Origin of the sequence: Bradyrhizobium sp. Pha-3, assembly GCF_042258615.1 — a bacterium.
Classification (GTDB): domain Bacteria; phylum Pseudomonadota; class Alphaproteobacteria; order Rhizobiales; family Xanthobacteraceae; genus Bradyrhizobium.
Genome location: NZ_CP170152.1, coordinates 1385035 through 1400064, shown reverse-complemented (window position 1 = coordinate 1400064; position 15030 = coordinate 1385035). Strand labels below are relative to the sequence as shown.

Here is a 15030-nt window from a genome sequence, read left to right as displayed (position 1 = left end):
CGTCAGCCTAGCACAGCTGCGGCTTTGAGGCACCCGTTCCGGGACGTAACCCACACCGGGAAATACGCATAACACGAAGGCGTGACTGCGGCGGTTCGACCCCGTAACGTCCCGGCCGAACCAACGCCTTAACGCATGAGGAAACGACATGGACCAGAAGACGCACGACAAGGGGCTCGAAATCCGCAAGGCGGTGCTCGGCGAGGCCTATGTCAACAATGCGCTGAAGAATTCGGACAGCTTCAACAAGCCGTTCCAGGAACTGGTCACGGAATATTGCTGGGGCGCGGTCTGGGGCCGCGAGGAATTGCCGCGCAAGACGCGCAGCATGCTCAACCTCGCCATGATCTCGATCCTGAACCGGCCGCACGAACTGAAGGCGCACATCAAGGGCGCGCTGACCAACGGCGTGTCGCGCGACGAGATCCGCGAGATCTTCATGCAGGTCTCGATCTATGCCGGCATCCCGGCCGGCGTCGACAGCTTCCGCATCGCGCGCGAGGTGTTCGCCGAACTCGACAACAAGGCGTGAGGCGCCTCTAACCGTCGTCCCTGCGAAAGCAGGGACCCAACCACAGGCCTTCGTGGTTGGAGATGCTGGAGCCCCAGCTTCGCACAATCATCAAGAGCGGTGGTTATGGGTCCTGGCTTTCGCCAGGACGACACTGAATGTGGGCATGCGGCATCGCTCACACTGCGACCAGGGAGAAAAACAACACCATGGAAATCGGATTCATCGGCCTCGGGAAGATGGGCTTCCCGATGGCGCGCCGGCTGATCGAGGCCGGCCACAAGCTCACCGTGTTCGACACGAGCAAGGACGCACTCGACAGGCTGGTTGCGCTCGGCGCCGCAACGGCAACGTCACCGAAGGACATCGCCGACCGCGTCGAGACCGTGATGGCGAGCCTGCCCTCGCTGCAGGCCTCGCTCGAGGTTGCGACCGGCGCCGGCGGCGTGATCGAGGGCAAGCGCGTCAAGCGCTTCATCGATCTCTCCACCGTCGGCTCGCAGATGGCGGTGAAGATTCACGATCTCCTGGCGAAGAAGAACATCGTGCAGATCGACAGCCCGGTCTCCGGCGGCGTCTCCGGCGCCGAGAAGGGCACGCTGGCGGTGATGGTGTCGGGCCCGCGCGCCGATTTCGAACTGGTGAAGAGCGCCCTCGACGTCATCGGCAAGGTGTTCTTCATCGGCACCAAGCCGGGCTCCGGCCAGACCATGAAGCTCGCCAACAACTTCCTGTCGGCGACCGCGATGGTCGCGACCTCGGAAGCGGTGGTGATGGGCGTGAAGTCCGGACTCGATCCGGCCGTGATGATCGACGTCATCAACGCGGGCTCGGGGCTGAACACCGCGAGCCGCGACAAGTTTCCGCGTTCGGTCTTGCCGCGCAGCTTCGACTTCGGCTTCGCCACCGGTTTGATGGTGAAGGACGTGCGGCTCGCGGTCGAAGAAATGCGTTCGCTCGGACTGTCGATGGAAGTCGCCGAAGCGGTCGGCCGGCTTTGGGAAGTCATCATCCGCGACGAGGGACCGGAGTCGGATTTCACCGCGGCGATCAAGCCGATCGAGAAGGCCGCGGGCGTGATCGTCGGCGGTGGCAAGGGCGGTCACGCAGCGAAGTAAGGCTGTCGAAAAATTGCGCTGTCGTCCCGGGCAAGCCAACGGGTCGGCGCGAAGCGCCGCCCGATGACAGGCTCCGCGCGACCCGGGACCCATAACCACAGGGTTTCGTTGTTTTGCTGGGCTGGGGCAACAGCTCCGCAAAACAATCAAGAGCGGTGGTTATGGGTCCCTGCTTTCGCAGGGACGACACCGTTAGTGAGGCGAGACACCGGCTATCACAGCCAGGGCGCGCTCTTGTCCATCGCGATCAGCGCGTCGACGTCGATACGCGGGCGGACCACGGCGTACTGGTCGTCCTTGACCAGCACTTCCGGCACCAGCGGCCGCGTGTTGTAGGTGCCGGCCTGCACCGCGCCATAGGCGCCGGCGGTCATGATCGCCAAGAGATCGCCGGCCTTCGGCTGCGGCAGCGAACGGTCGAGCGCGAGGTAGTCGCCGGTCTCGCAGACCGGGCCGACCACGTCGGCGACCATGGTCGGCGTGCCCTGCGCAGGCTCGCGCACCGGCAGGATGTCGTGATGCGCCTCATACAGCGTCGGCCGAATCAGGTCGTTCATCGCGGCGTCGATGATCACGAAGTTCTTGGCGTCGCCCGGCTTCACATGGATCACGCGGGTGACGAGGATGCCGGCATTGCCGACGATCAGGCGGCCCGGCTCGAACATCAGCGTGCAGCCGAGATTATGCGTGACGCGCTTGACCATCGCGGCATAGGCGGCCGGCGCCGGCGGCGCGGCGCGGTCCATGTAATAGGGAATGCCGAGGCCGCCGCCGAAATCGATATGTGAGATGTTGTGGCCGTCGGCGCGCAGCGTCTGCACGAATTCGGCGAGCAGCCGGAAGGCGGCCTCCAGCGGGCCGAGATCGGTGATCTGGCTGCCGATATGCACGTCGGCGCCGGTGACCTTGATGCCCGGCAGCTTCGCCGCGCGGGCATAGACCTCGCGGGCGCGCGCAATCGGAATGCCGAACTTGTTCTCCGACTTGCCGGTCGAGATCTTGGCGTGGGTGCCGGCATCGACGTCGGGATTGACCCGCACCGAGATGCGCGCGGTCGTCTTCATCTCGACCGCAACGCGCGACAGCATCTCGAGCTCCGGCTCGGACTCGATATTGATACAGAGGACGTCGGCGGCGAGCGCGGCACGCAGCTCGCCTTCGGTCTTGCCGACGCCGGAGAACAGGATCTTCGACGGCGGGATGCCGGCTGCGAGCGCCCGCTTCAACTCACCGCCGGACACCACGTCGGCCCCGGCGCCGAGCTTGGCCAGCGTGCGCAGCACCGACTGGTTGGAGTTGGCCTTCATCGCGTAGCAGACCAGTGCCTTCTCGCCGGCAAAGGCCTCGGTGAAGACGCGGTAGTGCCGCTCCAGCGTCGCGGTCGAATAGCAATAGAACGGCGTGCCGACGGCCTCCGCCAGCTCAATGAGATTGACCGCCTCGGCATGCAGCACGCCGTTGCGATAGTCGAAATGGTTCATGACAGGCTTGATTGTTTGAGCATGATCTTTTCGGAAAACCGGTTTCCACTTTTCCGGATCATGCTCCAGATATTAGTTGCCGAGCAGCGGATCGAGCACGAAAGACCGTTTATTGCCTTTCGACGCGGCCGGCGCGGCATCCGAACCATAGGTCGGATTGAACACGCTGGGCTGGGCCGCGCGCTCGCGCTCGGTGTCGCCCGGTGCTGCGGCCGGCGCGGCGTTCGCGGTCGGCGGCAGGTCGAGCGGTCCCTTGCGGCCGCAGCCGCCGAGCGCAAGCGTTGCAGCGCTCAGCACAATGATGGCCCATCCCGAGGGGGTCAGGCGGTTCTTGCTAATCACGACGAATTCCCCAATTCGGGCGGCACCATACAAACATTGGCGTGCTCTGGCGAGAGGCGGAGCGCGATGAAATCACGGCCAAATTTTCCGGATCAGCCCAATTTTCGCTCTTTTTCCAGCCGCTTGGCCCAAGCCTTGGCCTGCGCCATCACATTCTTCGGCGCCGTACCGCCAAACGAGGTCCGGCTCTTGACCGAGGATTCGACGCTCAGCACCTTCAGCGCCTCTGCCGTAATCTTCGGCTCGACCTCCTGCATGGCCTTGAGCGGCAGCTCGTGCAGCGCCACGCCCTGTGCCGAGGCCAGGCCGACGATGCGCCCGGTCACGTGGTGGGCGTCGCGGAACGGCATTTTCAGGGTGCGCACCAGCCAGTCGGCCAGGTCGGTCGCGGTAGCATAGCCCTCGCCGGCCGCGGCCTTCATCGTCGCCTCGTCCGGCACCAGGTCCTCGACCATGCCGGTCATGGCGCGGATCGCGAGCGACAGCGCCTCGAACGCCTCCATGGCGCCCTGCTTGTCCTCCTGCATGTCCTTTTGATAGGCGAGCGGCAGGCCCTTCATCACGATCAGGAGCGCGGTGAGCGCACCGATCACGCGGCCGGTCTTGGCGCGCACCAGCTCGGCGGCGTCCGGGTTGCGCTTCTGCGGCATGATCGACGAGCCGGTGGTGAACTTGTCGCTGAGCTTGACGAGACCGACCAGCGGCGAGGTCCAGATCACGATCTCCTCGGCGAAGCGCGACATATGCACCGCGCAGATCGCAGCCGCCGACAGCGTTTCCAGCACGAAATCGCGGTCGGACACCGCGTCGAGCGAATTGGCCATCGGCCGGTCGAAGCCGAGCGCCCTGGCGGTAGCCGTGCGATCGATCGGGAACGAGGTGCCGGCGAGCGCGGCGGCGCCGAGCGGCGATTCGTTCAGCCGCTTGCGCGCATCGGCAAAGCGCCCGCGGTCGCGGCCGGCCATCTCGACATAGGCCAGGAGGTGATGACCGAAGGTCACGGGCTGCGCGGTCTGCAGATGGGTGAAGCCCGGCATCACGGTTCCGGCATGCTCCAGCGCGCGGGCGACCAGCGCCTGCTGGAACGCGGCCAGCGCGGCATTTGTCTCGTCGATGGTGTCGCGGACATAGAGCCGGAAATCGGTCGCGACCTGGTCGTTGCGCGAGCGTGCGGTGTGCAGCCGGCCAGCAGCCGGCCCGATCAGTTCGGACAGCCGCGACTCGACATTCATATGGATGTCCTCGAGCGCGCGCTTGAAATCGAAATCGCCCTTGCCGATTTCTGACAAAATCGTGTCTAGACCTTTGCCGATATTTTTCGCATCAGCTGAGGTGATGATGCCCTGCGCAGCGAGCATCGCGGCGTGGGCCTTGGACGCGGCAATGTCCTGGGCGTAAAGGTGACGGTCGACGTCGATGGAGACGTTGATTTCCTCCATGATGGCGTCGGGACGCTCCGAGAACCGGCCGCCCCACATCTTGTTGCTCATGACATCTCGCTCACGAATTTGTATTTCAGGCCGTGCTGTTTCTTTGGCCGTAGTGGCGAAACAGCATGGCGGTTCCGGACGTAGTCCCGGCACTGCATAGCCATATCTGACCCAGGATGACAAACGATATGCCCGAGACGACCCCATCCGAACCGACCGCCAAGCCGAGTGCCAGGCCGACTGCCAAATGGCGCATCCCGCTGGTGATCGGTGCCGTGCTGGCCGGGGCCGTGATCGGCTATGTCGGCGTCTCCGGCCTCAGGCATCCCGCCGGCGGCGACGTCGCCTGCAACAGCGCGGTGGATCTGGCCAAGAAGATCGCCCCGCTCGCCCATGGCGAGGTCGCGGCGCTGACCATGGCGACCACGCCGCTGAGGCTTCCCGACCTGACCTTCGAGGACGCCAACGGCCAGCCGAAGAAACTCTCGGACTGGCGCGGCAAGACGGTGCTGGTCAATTTGTGGGCGACCTGGTGCGTGCCCTGCCGCAAGGAAATGCCCGCGCTCGACAGCCTGCAAACCAAGCTCGGCGGCAAGGATTTCGAGGTGGTCGCGATCAACATCGACACCCGCGACCCGGACAAGCCGAAGAACTTCCTCAAGGAAGCCAATCTGACCAATCTCGGTTATTTCAGCGACCAGAAAGCCAAGGTCTTTCAGGACCTTAAGAACATAGGCAAGGCGCTCGGCATGCCGACCTCGGTGCTGGTCGACGGCAAGGGCTGCGAAATCGCCAATATCGCCGGTCCCGCCGAATGGGCGAGTGACGATGCGATCAAGCTGGTGAAGGCGGCGCTAGCCCCGGCCGCGGCGGGGTTCTGATCAGGCGACGGCGTTGAGGTTGCCGCCGACGCCGGGACCGAGATTGGCGGTCGACGGCGTGCCGAGCAGGGTCTGAACCGCGAATTTTTCCGCATCGAGGTTCTGCTTGGTCACGCGGGTCGCGATCTGACCCTGCAGATTGCCCTGCTGCATCGACAGGATGCTCGACACCATGCTCATCATGTCCATACGCGGCACTCCCAAACTTGGCTTTGCGTAGCGCGCGAAAGTTAATGTTTGGGTAACGGATGGCCGCGTCAGGCTGACGCATCGTTTGGATGATGCGCCGCTCAGGCCGCGTTCGCCGCGAAGGCCGCGCCGAGGGTACGCAGCGCCTGCCGGGTCCGCGCGTCCGACAGCTTTGAGTGAAGCATGACGTCGCGCGACGGCAATGGCGGCAGGCCAAGTCGCGGTCCGAGGTCGACGGTATCCGCCGGCGCCACCCGGCGCGCCAGCGCGGCGACGGCCAGCCCCGCGGAGATCGCGGCCCCGATCGTCGAAAGCCCGCCACCGACGAACGCCTCGGTCCAGGCGATGCCGGCGGCGTCGAGAGTCTCGACCGCCATAGCGCGCACGCTGCAAGGCTCGGCTTGCGTCGCGAGGCGCAGCGGCTCGCCCGGCCGATGATGAAAATCCGGCGCGGCCATCCAGCCGAAGGGTTCTTCGAACAGCACGTCGCCATCGCGGCGCTTGGCATCGTGGCGCAGCACGATCGCAGCATCGAGCTTGCCGTCGTCGAATGCGCCGAGCACCGAACGCGACGTATCGACGTGCAACTGGATCACCAGTCCGGGATCGGTGGCATTCATCCGCTTCAACAGCGAGGCCAATTCCGATCCGACGATGTGGTGGCTGATGCCGACGACGAGCCGACGGTGTTCAACCGCAAACGACCCGAGCGCCGATTGATGCGCGGCCACCAGATTGCGCGCCGCGCCGAGGAAGGCAGTGCCCTCCGCGGACAGTCGGACCAGCCGCGGCGTTCGCTCCAGCAGCCGCCGGCCGAGCCCGTCTTCCAGCCGCCTGATCTTCAGGCTGATCGCCGACTGCGTGGTCTCCATGACCTGCGCTGCCCGCGTGAAGCTGCTGAGGTCGGCGACCAGGACAAAGGCCTGCACCGCCTCGACGTCGAGCGCCTTCATGGCCATTCATTTAAATTGGCAATCATTGAAATACGATACCATACCGTTTTTCAATGATCAACGAACTCCTAGGATCAGCGCAGTCAACGATTGCTACCAGGAGACACCCATCATGCCGCTGACCCGCGTCTCATTGCGACGGGGCAAGCCCGCCGCCTACCGCAAGGCCATTCTCGAGAGCCTTTATCGCGCCATGCGCGAGACCTTCGATGTGCCGGAAGGCGATCGCTTCATGACGATCTCCGAGCACGATGACGACGATTTCGCCTATGGGGCGGACTATCTCGGCATCAGGCGCAGCGACGATCTGGTCATCATCCAGATCACGGTCAGCAACACCCGCCCGGTGGCGCAGAAGCAGAGGCTCTATCGACGGATCGCCGACCTGCTGACGGAAAGCCCCGGGCTGCGCACTGAAGACATCTTCATCAACCTGGTCGAGGTGCTGCCGGAGAACTGGTCGTTCGGCAACGGTGAGGCGCAGTACGTCCGATGACCGCCGCACCGATCCTCTCGCCGCGCATGGGCGGCATCAAGGCTTCGCCGGCGTCCGTCCTCCGCCGCCGCGCCCGTGAACTGCGCGCGGCCGGACGCGACATCATCGAGCTGTCGTCGGGCAATCTGGACTTCCCGACGCCGGATCATGTGATCGCGGCGGCGCATGACGCGGCGTTGCGCGGCGAAACCCGCTACACCGATGTCGACGGCACGCCGGAGCTGAAGCGGGCGGTGCAGGCCGCGCTGCTGCGCGACCATCAACTCGACTATCGGCCGGACGAGATCGTCATTACCAACGGCTCGACGCAAGCGCTGTTCAACGCGCTGCTGGCGACGCTGGCGCCTGAAGACGAGGTGATCATCCCCGCGCCGTATTGGACGCCCTATCTCGATCAGGTGCGGCTGGCAGGCGCGACGCCGGTGATCGTGCCGTGCGCGCAGAACAACGGCTTCAAGCTGCGTGTGGAGGATTTGCAGGCGGCGATATCGGCGCGGACGCGCTGGATCGTGATCAACAATCCGGTCAATCCCTCGGGTGCAGTCTATTCGACGAAGGATTTGGCTGAGCTCGCCGCGGTCCTCTTGCAGCATCCCGATATCTGGGTGCTTGCCGACGGGCTCTACGAGCACATCGTATTCGACGGCCGACCTGCGCCGACACTCGCGCAGATCGAGCCGCGCCTGAGGCCGCGGACGCTGACCGTCAGCGGCCTCGCCAAGACCTACGCCATGATGGGCTGGCGCATCGGCTATGCCGCTGGCCCATCGGCGCTGATCCGCGAGATGATCACGATCCAGTCGCAGACCACGTCGGGCGCCTCGTCGATCAGCCAGGCCGCTGCGGTCGCAGCCCTTGAGGGCGCGCAGGACGTGCTGGCCGAGCGCGCCGCCCTTCTTCGCGCGAGACGTGACCACTTTGCCGAACGCGTGAACGGATGCAGCGGGCTGTCCTGCACGCCGCCCGAAGGCACGTTCTATCTGCTGGTCAGTTGCGCCGGCGTGATCGGCAAGCGCGCTCCCGACGGCAGAGTGATCGAGACCGACCGCGATTTTGCGACCTACCTGCTTGAACACGCCGATCTGGTGGTGTTCCCCGGCGAGGATCTCGGGCTGTCGCCCTATATCCGCCTCAGCTTCGCCAACCCGTCATCGATCATCGAGCAAGCTGCCAGGCGTCTGAAGCGCGCCTGCGAGGCACTGCAATGACGGCGCACGGGCAAAGCGAGCGGCTCGCGCTGACAGCGCATCTGCTCGGACTTGGAACGGGTATGGCAATGATTGCAGGTCTCGTGCCCGCGACGCTTGCGCTGCTGCGGGCACTGATCTGACGAGGCGCGGGGATTACCGCGTCGGAACCGGCTTGTCGCCGCGGTAGTCGTAGAAGCCGCGCTGGGACTTGCGTCCGAGCCAGCCGGCCTCGACGTATTTCACCAGCAGCGGGCACGGCCGGTACTTGGAATCGGCCAGCCCCTCATGCAGCACCTGCATGATCGACAGGCAGGTGTCGAGGCCGATGAAATCGGCGAGCTCGAGCGGGCCCATCGGATGGTGCGCGCCGAGCTTCATCGCGGCATCGATCGCCTCGACGTTACCGACGCCTTCATACAGCGTGTAGATCGCCTCGTTGATCATCGGCAGCAGAATGCGGTTGACGATGAAGGCGGGAAAATCTTCCGACACCGCGACCTGCTTGCCGAGCTTGGCGACGAACGCCTTGGCGGTGTCGAAGGTCGTGTCGTCGGTGGCGATGCCGCGGATCAGCTCGACCAGCTCCATTGCCGGCACCGGATTCATGAAATGAATGCCGATGAATTTCTCCGGGCGGTCGGTCGAGGCGGCGAGCCGTGTGATCGAGATCGACGACGAGTTGGTCGCGACGATCGCTTCCGGCTTCAGCACCGCACAGACGTCGTGGAATATCTTGCGCTTGGTCTCTTCCTTCTCGACCGCGGTCTCGATCACGAGATCGCAATCGGCCAGCGCATCGATCGTCTCGGCGGAGGCGATGCGGTCGAGCGCCTGCTTGCGCTCGCTCTCGCTGATCGCCTTCTTGGCGACCTGGCGGGTCAGATTGCCGTTGATGGTCGCCAGCGCCGACTTCAGCCGGTCCGCGGAGACGTCATTGAGCACCACGTCGAAACCGGCCAGCGCCGCCACATGGGCAATGCCATTGCCCATCTGGCCCGAACCGATCACGCCGACCTTTTTGATTGCCACCGTCATCTTGTCATCCACCGGAACGGCGCGCATGTCGCGCCTGCCCAATTCCAACGATACCCGAAGTGAAGCCTTCCGGGTTGCCCAATCCGCCGGAAAACGTTTCCCGGGACCATGATGTGATTGCAGGCAATCACATCCCGATCCCATTTCCCCTATCGGGCATGATCCTTCCGGAAAAACGTTTCCGGATCATTGCCTCGAAAATAACAACACCGGCCGGAGCTTACCCACCCGGCCGGTGTCTTGTCGCTTACTTTCCGAGCTTGCCGAGTGCTTCGGTCAGCTCCGGAACCGCCTGGTAGAGGTCGGCGACCAGGCCGTAATCGGCGACCTGGAAGATCGGTGCGTCCTCATCCTTGTTGATGGCGACGATCACCTTGGAGTCCTTCATGCCGGCCAGATGCTGGATCGCGCCGGAGATGCCGACCGCGACATAGAGTTCCGGGGCCACCACCTTGCCGGTCTGGCCGACCTGCCAATCGTTCGGCGCATAGCCGGCATCGACCGCGGCGCGCGAGGCGCCGACGCCGGCGCCGAGCTTGTCGGCGAGCGGCTCGATGTATTTGGCGAAGTTCTCGCGGCTCTGCATGGCCCGGCCACCCGAGACGATGATCTTGGCCGAGGTCAGTTCCGGACGGTCGCTCTTGGCGACTTCCTCGCCGACGAACGTCGACAGGCCCGGATCGGCGGCGGATGCGGCGTTCTCGATCGCGGCGCTGCCGCCCTCGCCGGCCGCGGCGAAGGTCGAGGTGCGCACCGTGATCACCTTCTTGGCGTCCTTCGACTTCACGGTCTGGATCGCGTTGCCGGCATAGATCGGCCGCTCATAGGTGTCGGGCGCGACGACCTTGATGATCTCGGAAACCTGCATGACGTCGAGCAGCGCTGCGACGCGCGGCATCACGTTCTTGAAGCGCGAGGTCGCGGGCGCGACAAAGGCGTCATAGCCCGGCGCCAGCGCGACGATCAGCGCAGCCAGCGGCTCGGCAAGGTCGTGCTCATAGGCCGGGCCTTCGGCCACCAGCACCTTGCTGACGCCGGCAAGCTTGGCGGCGGCTTCCGCTGCCGCCTTGGTGCCCTGGCCGCCGCCGGCAACCAGAACATGGACATCGCCGCCGAGCTGGCTCGCCGCGGTCAGCGCCTTGTTGGTCGAGTCCTTCAGGGTCTCGTGGTCGTGTTCGGCAATCAACAGCGTCGTCATCAGAGAACCCCGGCTTCGGTCTTGAGCTTGTTCACGAGTTCGGCGACGTCCTTGACCTTGACGCCCGCCTTGCGGCCTGCCGGCTCCGCGGTCTTCAGCACTTCCAGGCGCGGCGTCAGATCGACGCCGTAATCCGAGGCGCTCTTGTCGTCGATAGGCTTCTTCTTCGCCTTCATGATGTTGGGCAGCGACGCATAGCGCGGCTCGTTGAGGCGGAGGTCAGTGGTGACGATCGCGGGGCCCTTCAGCTTGACGGTCTGCAGGCCGCCATCGACTTCGCGGGTGACTTTGAAATCAGAACCATCGACCTCGAGCTTGGAGGCGAAGGTCGCCTGCGACCAGCCGAGCAGTGCGGCCAGCATCTGGCCGGTCTGGTTCGAGTCGTCGTCGATCGCCTGCTTGCCGAGAATGACGAGGCCGGGCTGCTCCGCCTCGACTACGGCCTTGAGGATCTTGGCAACCGCGAGCGGTTCGACATTGCCTTCGGCCTTGACCAGGATGCCGCGGTCGGCGCCCATCGCGAGCCCGGTGCGAATGGTCTCGGAAGCCTGCGCCGGTCCGATCGACACCACCACCACTTCGGTCGCCTTGCCGGCTTCCTTCAGCCGCAGCGCTTCCTCGACGGCGATCTCATCGAACGGGTTCATCGACATCTTGACGTTGGCGAGCTCCACGCCCGATCCATCGCTCTTGACGCGGACCTTGACGTTGTAGTCGACGACCCGCTTTACCGGCACAAGAACCTTCATCGATCCTCTTTCGCTTTGATTTTATGGGTTTCGGTTGGCTGGCGCGGAACCTAAAGGTCCCGTACCCCCCGGTCAACGCGGCAAAGCCAAAAAACCGTCCCCCGGTTTTGAGCCAGTCTAACGGTTCTGGCCCGGCACCCACAACACGTCCCCCGCCCCTTTATTGTTCAGGAAGCGGCTGGCAACGAACAGGAAATCCGACAGTCGGTTCATATACTGGATGCCAGCTTCATTGACCGTCTCGTCCGGCCGGGCTGCGAGTTCCACCATCATCCGTTCCGCACGGCGACATATCGTCCGGGCGAGATGCAGATATGCAGAAGCCGGCGTCCCGCCGGGCAGCACGAACGAGGTCAGCGGCGCAAGCTGGTCGTTGAGGCTGTCGATATCGCGCTCCAGCCGCTCGACCTGGCTCGCCAGCATCCGCAGACGCTCAGCCTTGCCCTCGCGCTCGGGCACCGCAAGGTCGGCGCCGAGATCAAACAGATCGTTTTGGATCCGGCCGAGCATCGCATCGACCTCGGGACTGTCGGCCAGATGCAGCCGCACCACGCCGATCGCGGCATTGGTCTCGTCGACGGTGCCGTAGGCTGCAACCCGCAGATCGTATTTCGGCCGCCGCTCGCCGGTACCGAGCGCGGTGGTGCCGTCATCGCCGGTGCGCGTGTAGATCCGATTGAGAACGACCATGGCTGGCTCCGGTGTTCGAGTCCACCTCTCCCATGGGGAGAGGTCGCGAGCATCTTGCGAGCGGGTGAGGGGTCACAGTCTATCGGTGAGCCTGAACCCCTCACCCGGATCGCTGAGGCGATCCGACCTCTCCCCATGGGAGAGGTGAAAAGTGTACCTCAGCTACCGCCCCATCGCCCAGACCGCGAGCATCGCGATGACGATGGCGACGAACTGAAACAGCACGCGCAGCCGCATCAGCTTCTGCGATGTGTTCGGCGAGCCGCCCTTCATCATGTTGACGAGGCCGAGCAGGAGCACCAGCGCAACGGCGCCGACGGCGATGGGAAGAACGATCATGCTGAGGACAGATGTCATCCGCGGTACATAACACCGCAGGACGCGGACTTCCACACAGGCGGCGGAAGCAACCAACTGGCTTTTCACCGCGTAATATCAGATGCTGGGTCCGGTCTCGGACTGAGCGGTTTTCGACAATGCCGGGTGGAATGTGAAGCAGCTTCGTTACGTCTACGACGTCGTGATGGATGCCTTTTACACGTTCCTCGCCGATGACGGCTGGGCGATCGCGAGCCACATCGCGCTGTCGACCCTGATGGCGCTGTTTCCGTTCCTGATCGTGCTGACGTCGGTGGCCGGCTTCTTCGGCTCCAAGGAGCTTGCCGACCAGGCCGTCGGGCTGTTGCTGCAGGTCTGGCCGCAGCAGGTCGCCGAGGCGCTGTCCGGCCAGATCCACGACGTGCTGACCAACACCCGCGGCGACATCCTGACCATCGGCGCGGTGCTCGCGGTGTACTTCGCCTCCAACGGCGTCGAGGCGCTGCGGGTGGCGCTGAACCGCGCCTATGCCGTGATCGAGCCGCGGCGCTGGTACTGGCTGCGGCTGGAATCGATCGGCTACACGCTGGTCGCGGCGTTCACCTCGCTCGCGATGGCGTTCCTGATCGTGCTCGGCCCGCTGATCATCGAGGCGGCGCGGCGCTATATTCCGTTCTTCGTCGAATCGAACGAGAGCCTGCTCAATACCGCCCGTTACGGCGTCACGGTGCTGGCCCTGGTCGTCGCGCTGTTCATCCTGCACGCCTGGCTGCCGGCGGGCCGCCGCGGCTTCACGCAGATCCTGCCCGGCATCATCTTCACCATAGTGGCCTCGCTGATCTCGGGCATCGGCTTCGGCATGTATCTGGCGCGCTTCGCCAACAACTACGTCACGATGTATGCGGGGCTCGCCTCGGTGGTGATCGCGCTGGTGTTCCTGTATTTCATCGCCGCGATCTTCGTGTTCGGCGGCGAGCTGAACGCGGCGATCATCAAGTCGCGGCTGCCGCGCGGCGTGCCACTTCAAGCAGCGCAGTCGCGAGCGCCCGCGGAGAAACAGGCTTGACCAGGAAGGCGTCGGCGCCGGCGGCGCGCGCCGCGGCCTCGTCCTCGGCACGCCCGGAAATCCCGACGATCACGATGCGGCCGTGCGGCGGCGGCAGCGCGCGGATCCGCTTGATGACCTCGACACCGCCGATGCCGGGCAGCACCATGTCCATCAGCACGGCATCAAAGGCCCCCTGTGCGAGGCGATCGGGCGCGCCCTCGCCCTGACCGATGAATTCGGCGTGGTGACCGAGCTCGGTCAGGATCGTGTTGAGCACGACGCGGCCGAACGGATTGTCCTCGACGCTGAGCAGCCGCAGCCCCTGCGTTGACGGCGCCGCCGCGCCTTCGCTCGGGGACGCACCGGCCGGTCCTGCGGCTGAAGCCAGCACCACGTTGAGCGTGAAGACAGTGCCGCCGCCCTTGCGCTGGGCCACGACGATATCGCCGCCCATGGCGCGCGCGAGCTGCTTGACCGAGGACAGACCGAGCCCGGCGCCGCCGAACCGCGCGGCGATCGAGACATTGGCCTGCGAGAACGGCCGGAACAGGCGCTTGACCTCCGATAGCGTCAGGCCGATGCCGCTGTCGGAGATCGCAAAGGCAACGCCGATCCGGCCCTCCGTCTTTCCTTTTGCCACTCCCTTGGCCGCGCGCACCGGCGCGACGTGCAGCTCGATGCTGCCCTGCTCGGTGAACTTGACGGCGTTGTCGATCAGGTTCTCCAGCGCCGCGCGCAGGCGGACGGGATCGCCGACCGCGAAGGCGGGCAGTTTGGCGGAAATCTCAACCGAGGCCCGCAGTCCCTTGGCTGCGGCGCGGCCGGCCAGCGAATCGCCGGCGTGGCGCGCCAGCGTGCGCAGGTCGAAAAAATCCTGCCGGATCTCGAGCCCCGGCCCCTCGCTCCGGGCAGCATCGACGAACAGGGTCGCAAGGCTCGCCAGATGCTCGGCGCCGGCCTTGATGGTATCGACCCAGCGCCGCTCGCGCTCGTCGAGATCCGACGTCGCGAGCAGGTTGCTGATCGCCAGGATTCCGGTCAGCGGGGTCCGGACCTCATGGGCAAAGGCGGCAAGCGCAGTCTCGATCAGGCCGGGACCGGCCTTCGGGGAGGCCTTCGGCGCAGTTCGCTTGCGGCCCGGCTTCGCGATCGCCTTGGTGACCGTCTTGGTGACCGCCTTGGTGACCGTCTTGGCGACGCGGGTCTTCGACGGCTCGCCCTTGGCTCGCCGCTTGCTGCGCCCTCCGCGCGATGCTTTCGCCATGATCTCCGTGACCCCGCCCCGCGGGCAGCATGGCATGCCAGGAGCGGCAGAGTCACGGCGCCCTTTGGGTGTAGCCAAGGCAAGTCAGCATGATGGTAACCAGTCCATCCACCCGAGGCACCTCACCCGCTTGCGGG

The 15030-nt window shown here is 65.0% G+C and carries 18 protein-coding genes; 7 read left to right on the top strand and 11 right to left on the bottom strand.

The genetic code is table 11. From position 1 onward, the window contains the following. The first annotated feature begins 148 nt into the window (after positions 1-148). Together ACE10Z_RS06520 and ACE10Z_RS06515 are read left to right on the top strand one after the other, a co-directional pair. Positions 149-532 (top strand): carboxymuconolactone decarboxylase family protein, encoded by a 384-nt coding sequence (locus ACE10Z_RS06520; protein ID WP_018268955.1) that lies wholly within the window; start codon positions 149-151, stop codon positions 530-532. A 188-nt stretch (positions 533-720) separates the two neighbouring features. After that, positions 721-1629 (top strand): NAD(P)-dependent oxidoreductase, encoded by a 909-nt coding sequence (locus ACE10Z_RS06515; RefSeq protein WP_375787206.1) that lies wholly within the window; start codon positions 721-723, stop codon positions 1627-1629. Between the two features lie 215 nt (positions 1630-1844). Here ACE10Z_RS06515 and lysA read toward each other — a convergent pair whose 3' ends face one another. From lysA to argH, 3 genes are all read right to left on the bottom strand, one after another. Beyond that, positions 1845-3110 carry a diaminopimelate decarboxylase gene (gene lysA / locus ACE10Z_RS06510; protein ID WP_375787205.1) on the bottom strand — a complete coding sequence of 422 codons (1266 nt, stop codon included), beginning with the start codon at positions 3108-3110 and terminating at the stop codon, positions 1845-1847. Positions 3111-3182: 72 nt separating this feature from the next. Then, on the bottom strand, positions 3183-3452 hold the full coding sequence (locus ACE10Z_RS06505; RefSeq protein WP_375787204.1) for a lipoprotein: 270 nt from the start codon (positions 3450-3452) through the stop codon (positions 3183-3185). Positions 3453-3544: 92 nt separating this feature from the next. Continuing rightward, positions 3545-4942: an argininosuccinate lyase gene (gene argH / locus ACE10Z_RS06500; protein ID WP_375787203.1), complete on the bottom strand. Its 1398-nt coding sequence runs from the start codon at positions 4940-4942 to the stop codon at positions 3545-3547. Between the two features lie 128 nt (positions 4943-5070). Here argH and ACE10Z_RS06495 point away from each other — a divergent pair, with 128 nt between their 5' ends. After that, on the top strand, positions 5071-5763 hold the full coding sequence (locus ACE10Z_RS06495; protein ID WP_375787202.1) for a TlpA disulfide reductase family protein: 693 nt from the start codon (positions 5071-5073) through the stop codon (positions 5761-5763). Here ACE10Z_RS06495 and ACE10Z_RS06490 read toward each other — a convergent pair whose 3' ends face one another. Further along, on the bottom strand, positions 5764-5952 hold the full coding sequence (locus tag ACE10Z_RS06490) for a putative motility protein (RefSeq protein WP_092123268.1): 189 nt from the start codon (positions 5950-5952) through the stop codon (positions 5764-5766). It abuts the gene before it with no gap. A gap of 101 nt (positions 5953-6053) precedes the next feature. Continuing rightward, the gene (locus ACE10Z_RS06485) at positions 6054-6905 is read right to left on the bottom strand and encodes a LysR substrate-binding domain-containing protein (protein ID WP_375787201.1); all 852 of its coding nucleotides are present in this window, start codon (positions 6903-6905) and stop codon (positions 6054-6056) included. Between the two features lie 112 nt (positions 6906-7017). Here ACE10Z_RS06485 and ACE10Z_RS06480 point away from each other — a divergent pair, with 112 nt between their 5' ends. From ACE10Z_RS06480 to ACE10Z_RS06470, 3 genes are read left to right on the top strand one after another with little or no spacing between them, the layout of a single operon-like run. After that, entirely contained in the window at positions 7018-7401 is a 384-nt protein-coding gene (locus tag ACE10Z_RS06480; RefSeq protein ID WP_375787200.1) for a tautomerase family protein, read from the top strand. Continuing rightward, positions 7398-8609, top strand: coding sequence for a pyridoxal phosphate-dependent aminotransferase (locus ACE10Z_RS06475; RefSeq protein WP_375787199.1), 1212 nt, complete (start codon positions 7398-7400; stop codon positions 8607-8609). Before ACE10Z_RS06480 ends, ACE10Z_RS06475 begins: the two co-directional genes overlap by 4 nt. After that, entirely contained in the window at positions 8606-8731 is a 126-nt protein-coding gene (locus tag ACE10Z_RS06470) for a hypothetical protein (protein ID WP_375787198.1), read from the top strand. Before ACE10Z_RS06475 ends, ACE10Z_RS06470 begins: the two co-directional genes overlap by 4 nt. Before the next feature lie 13 nt (positions 8732-8744). Here the strand turns inward: ACE10Z_RS06470 and ACE10Z_RS06465 are convergent, their stop codons facing one another. The 5 genes from ACE10Z_RS06465 to ACE10Z_RS06445 all read right to left on the bottom strand — a co-directional run bounded on the left by ACE10Z_RS06465 (position 8745) and on the right by ACE10Z_RS06445 (position 12620). Beyond that, positions 8745-9626, bottom strand: coding sequence for a 3-hydroxybutyryl-CoA dehydrogenase (locus ACE10Z_RS06465; protein ID WP_375787197.1), 882 nt, complete (start codon positions 9624-9626; stop codon positions 8745-8747). Between the two features lie 247 nt (positions 9627-9873). Beyond that, positions 9874-10824 (bottom strand): electron transfer flavoprotein subunit alpha/FixB family protein, encoded by a 951-nt coding sequence (locus ACE10Z_RS06460; RefSeq protein WP_050422791.1) that lies wholly within the window; start codon positions 10822-10824, stop codon positions 9874-9876. Continuing rightward, positions 10824-11573: an electron transfer flavoprotein subunit beta/FixA family protein gene (locus tag ACE10Z_RS06455; RefSeq protein WP_375787196.1), complete on the bottom strand. Its 750-nt coding sequence runs from the start codon at positions 11571-11573 to the stop codon at positions 10824-10826. Before ACE10Z_RS06455 ends, ACE10Z_RS06460 begins: the two co-directional genes overlap by 1 nt. 117 nt (positions 11574-11690) lie before the next feature. After that, positions 11691-12263, bottom strand: a complete 573-nt coding sequence (locus ACE10Z_RS06450) for a cob(I)yrinic acid a,c-diamide adenosyltransferase (RefSeq protein ID WP_375787195.1) — start codon at positions 12261-12263, stop codon at positions 11691-11693. A 162-nt stretch (positions 12264-12425) separates the two neighbouring features. Further along, on the bottom strand, positions 12426-12620 hold the full coding sequence (locus tag ACE10Z_RS06445; RefSeq protein ID WP_375787194.1) for a twin transmembrane helix small protein: 195 nt from the start codon (positions 12618-12620) through the stop codon (positions 12426-12428). A gap of 166 nt (positions 12621-12786) precedes the next feature. Here ACE10Z_RS06445 and ACE10Z_RS06440 point away from each other — a divergent pair, with 166 nt between their 5' ends. Beyond that, entirely contained in the window at positions 12787-13647 is an 861-nt protein-coding gene (locus tag ACE10Z_RS06440) for a YihY/virulence factor BrkB family protein (protein WP_375789762.1), read from the top strand. Here the strand turns inward: ACE10Z_RS06440 and ACE10Z_RS06435 are convergent. After that, positions 13574-14893: an ATP-binding protein gene (locus ACE10Z_RS06435; RefSeq protein WP_375787193.1), complete on the bottom strand. Its 1320-nt coding sequence runs from the start codon at positions 14891-14893 to the stop codon at positions 13574-13576. The genes ACE10Z_RS06440 and ACE10Z_RS06435 overlap by 74 nt on opposite strands. Positions 14894-15030 lie beyond the last annotated feature (137 nt).

Coding starts and splice junctions, on each gene's coding strand:
- ACE10Z_RS06470 (WP_375787198.1), top strand. CDS start 8,606: ATGACGGCGCACGGGCAAAGCGAGCGGCTCGCGCTGACAGCGCATCTG.
- ACE10Z_RS06455 (WP_375787196.1), bottom strand. CDS start 11,573: ATGAAGGTTCTTGTGCCGGTAAAGCGGGTCGTCGACTACAACGTCAAG.
- ACE10Z_RS06450 (WP_375787195.1), bottom strand. CDS start 12,263: ATGGTCGTTCTCAATCGGATCTACACGCGCACCGGCGATGACGGCACC.
- ACE10Z_RS06435 (WP_375787193.1), bottom strand. CDS start 14,893: ATGGCGAAAGCATCGCGCGGAGGGCGCAGCAAGCGGCGAGCCAAGGGC.
- ACE10Z_RS06495 (WP_375787202.1), top strand. CDS start 5,071: ATGCCCGAGACGACCCCATCCGAACCGACCGCCAAGCCGAGTGCCAGG.
- lysA (WP_375787205.1), bottom strand. CDS start 3,110: ATGAACCATTTCGACTATCGCAACGGCGTGCTGCATGCCGAGGCGGTC.
- ACE10Z_RS06445 (WP_375787194.1), bottom strand. CDS start 12,620: ATGACATCTGTCCTCAGCATGATCGTTCTTCCCATCGCCGTCGGCGCC.
- ACE10Z_RS06440 (WP_375789762.1), top strand. CDS start 12,787: ATGGATGCCTTTTACACGTTCCTCGCCGATGACGGCTGGGCGATCGCG.
- ACE10Z_RS06465 (WP_375787197.1), bottom strand. CDS start 9,626: ATGACGGTGGCAATCAAAAAGGTCGGCGTGATCGGTTCGGGCCAGATG.
- ACE10Z_RS06460 (WP_050422791.1), bottom strand. CDS start 10,824: ATGACGACGCTGTTGATTGCCGAACACGACCACGAGACCCTGAAGGAC.
- ACE10Z_RS06475 (WP_375787199.1), top strand. CDS start 7,398: ATGACCGCCGCACCGATCCTCTCGCCGCGCATGGGCGGCATCAAGGCT.
- ACE10Z_RS06480 (WP_375787200.1), top strand. CDS start 7,018: ATGCCGCTGACCCGCGTCTCATTGCGACGGGGCAAGCCCGCCGCCTAC.
- argH (WP_375787203.1), bottom strand. CDS start 4,942: ATGAGCAACAAGATGTGGGGCGGCCGGTTCTCGGAGCGTCCCGACGCC.
- ACE10Z_RS06520 (WP_018268955.1), top strand. CDS start 149: ATGGACCAGAAGACGCACGACAAGGGGCTCGAAATCCGCAAGGCGGTG.
- ACE10Z_RS06485 (WP_375787201.1), bottom strand. CDS start 6,905: ATGAAGGCGCTCGACGTCGAGGCGGTGCAGGCCTTTGTCCTGGTCGCC.
- ACE10Z_RS06515 (WP_375787206.1), top strand. CDS start 721: ATGGAAATCGGATTCATCGGCCTCGGGAAGATGGGCTTCCCGATGGCG.
- ACE10Z_RS06490 (WP_092123268.1), bottom strand. CDS start 5,952: ATGGACATGATGAGCATGGTGTCGAGCATCCTGTCGATGCAGCAGGGC.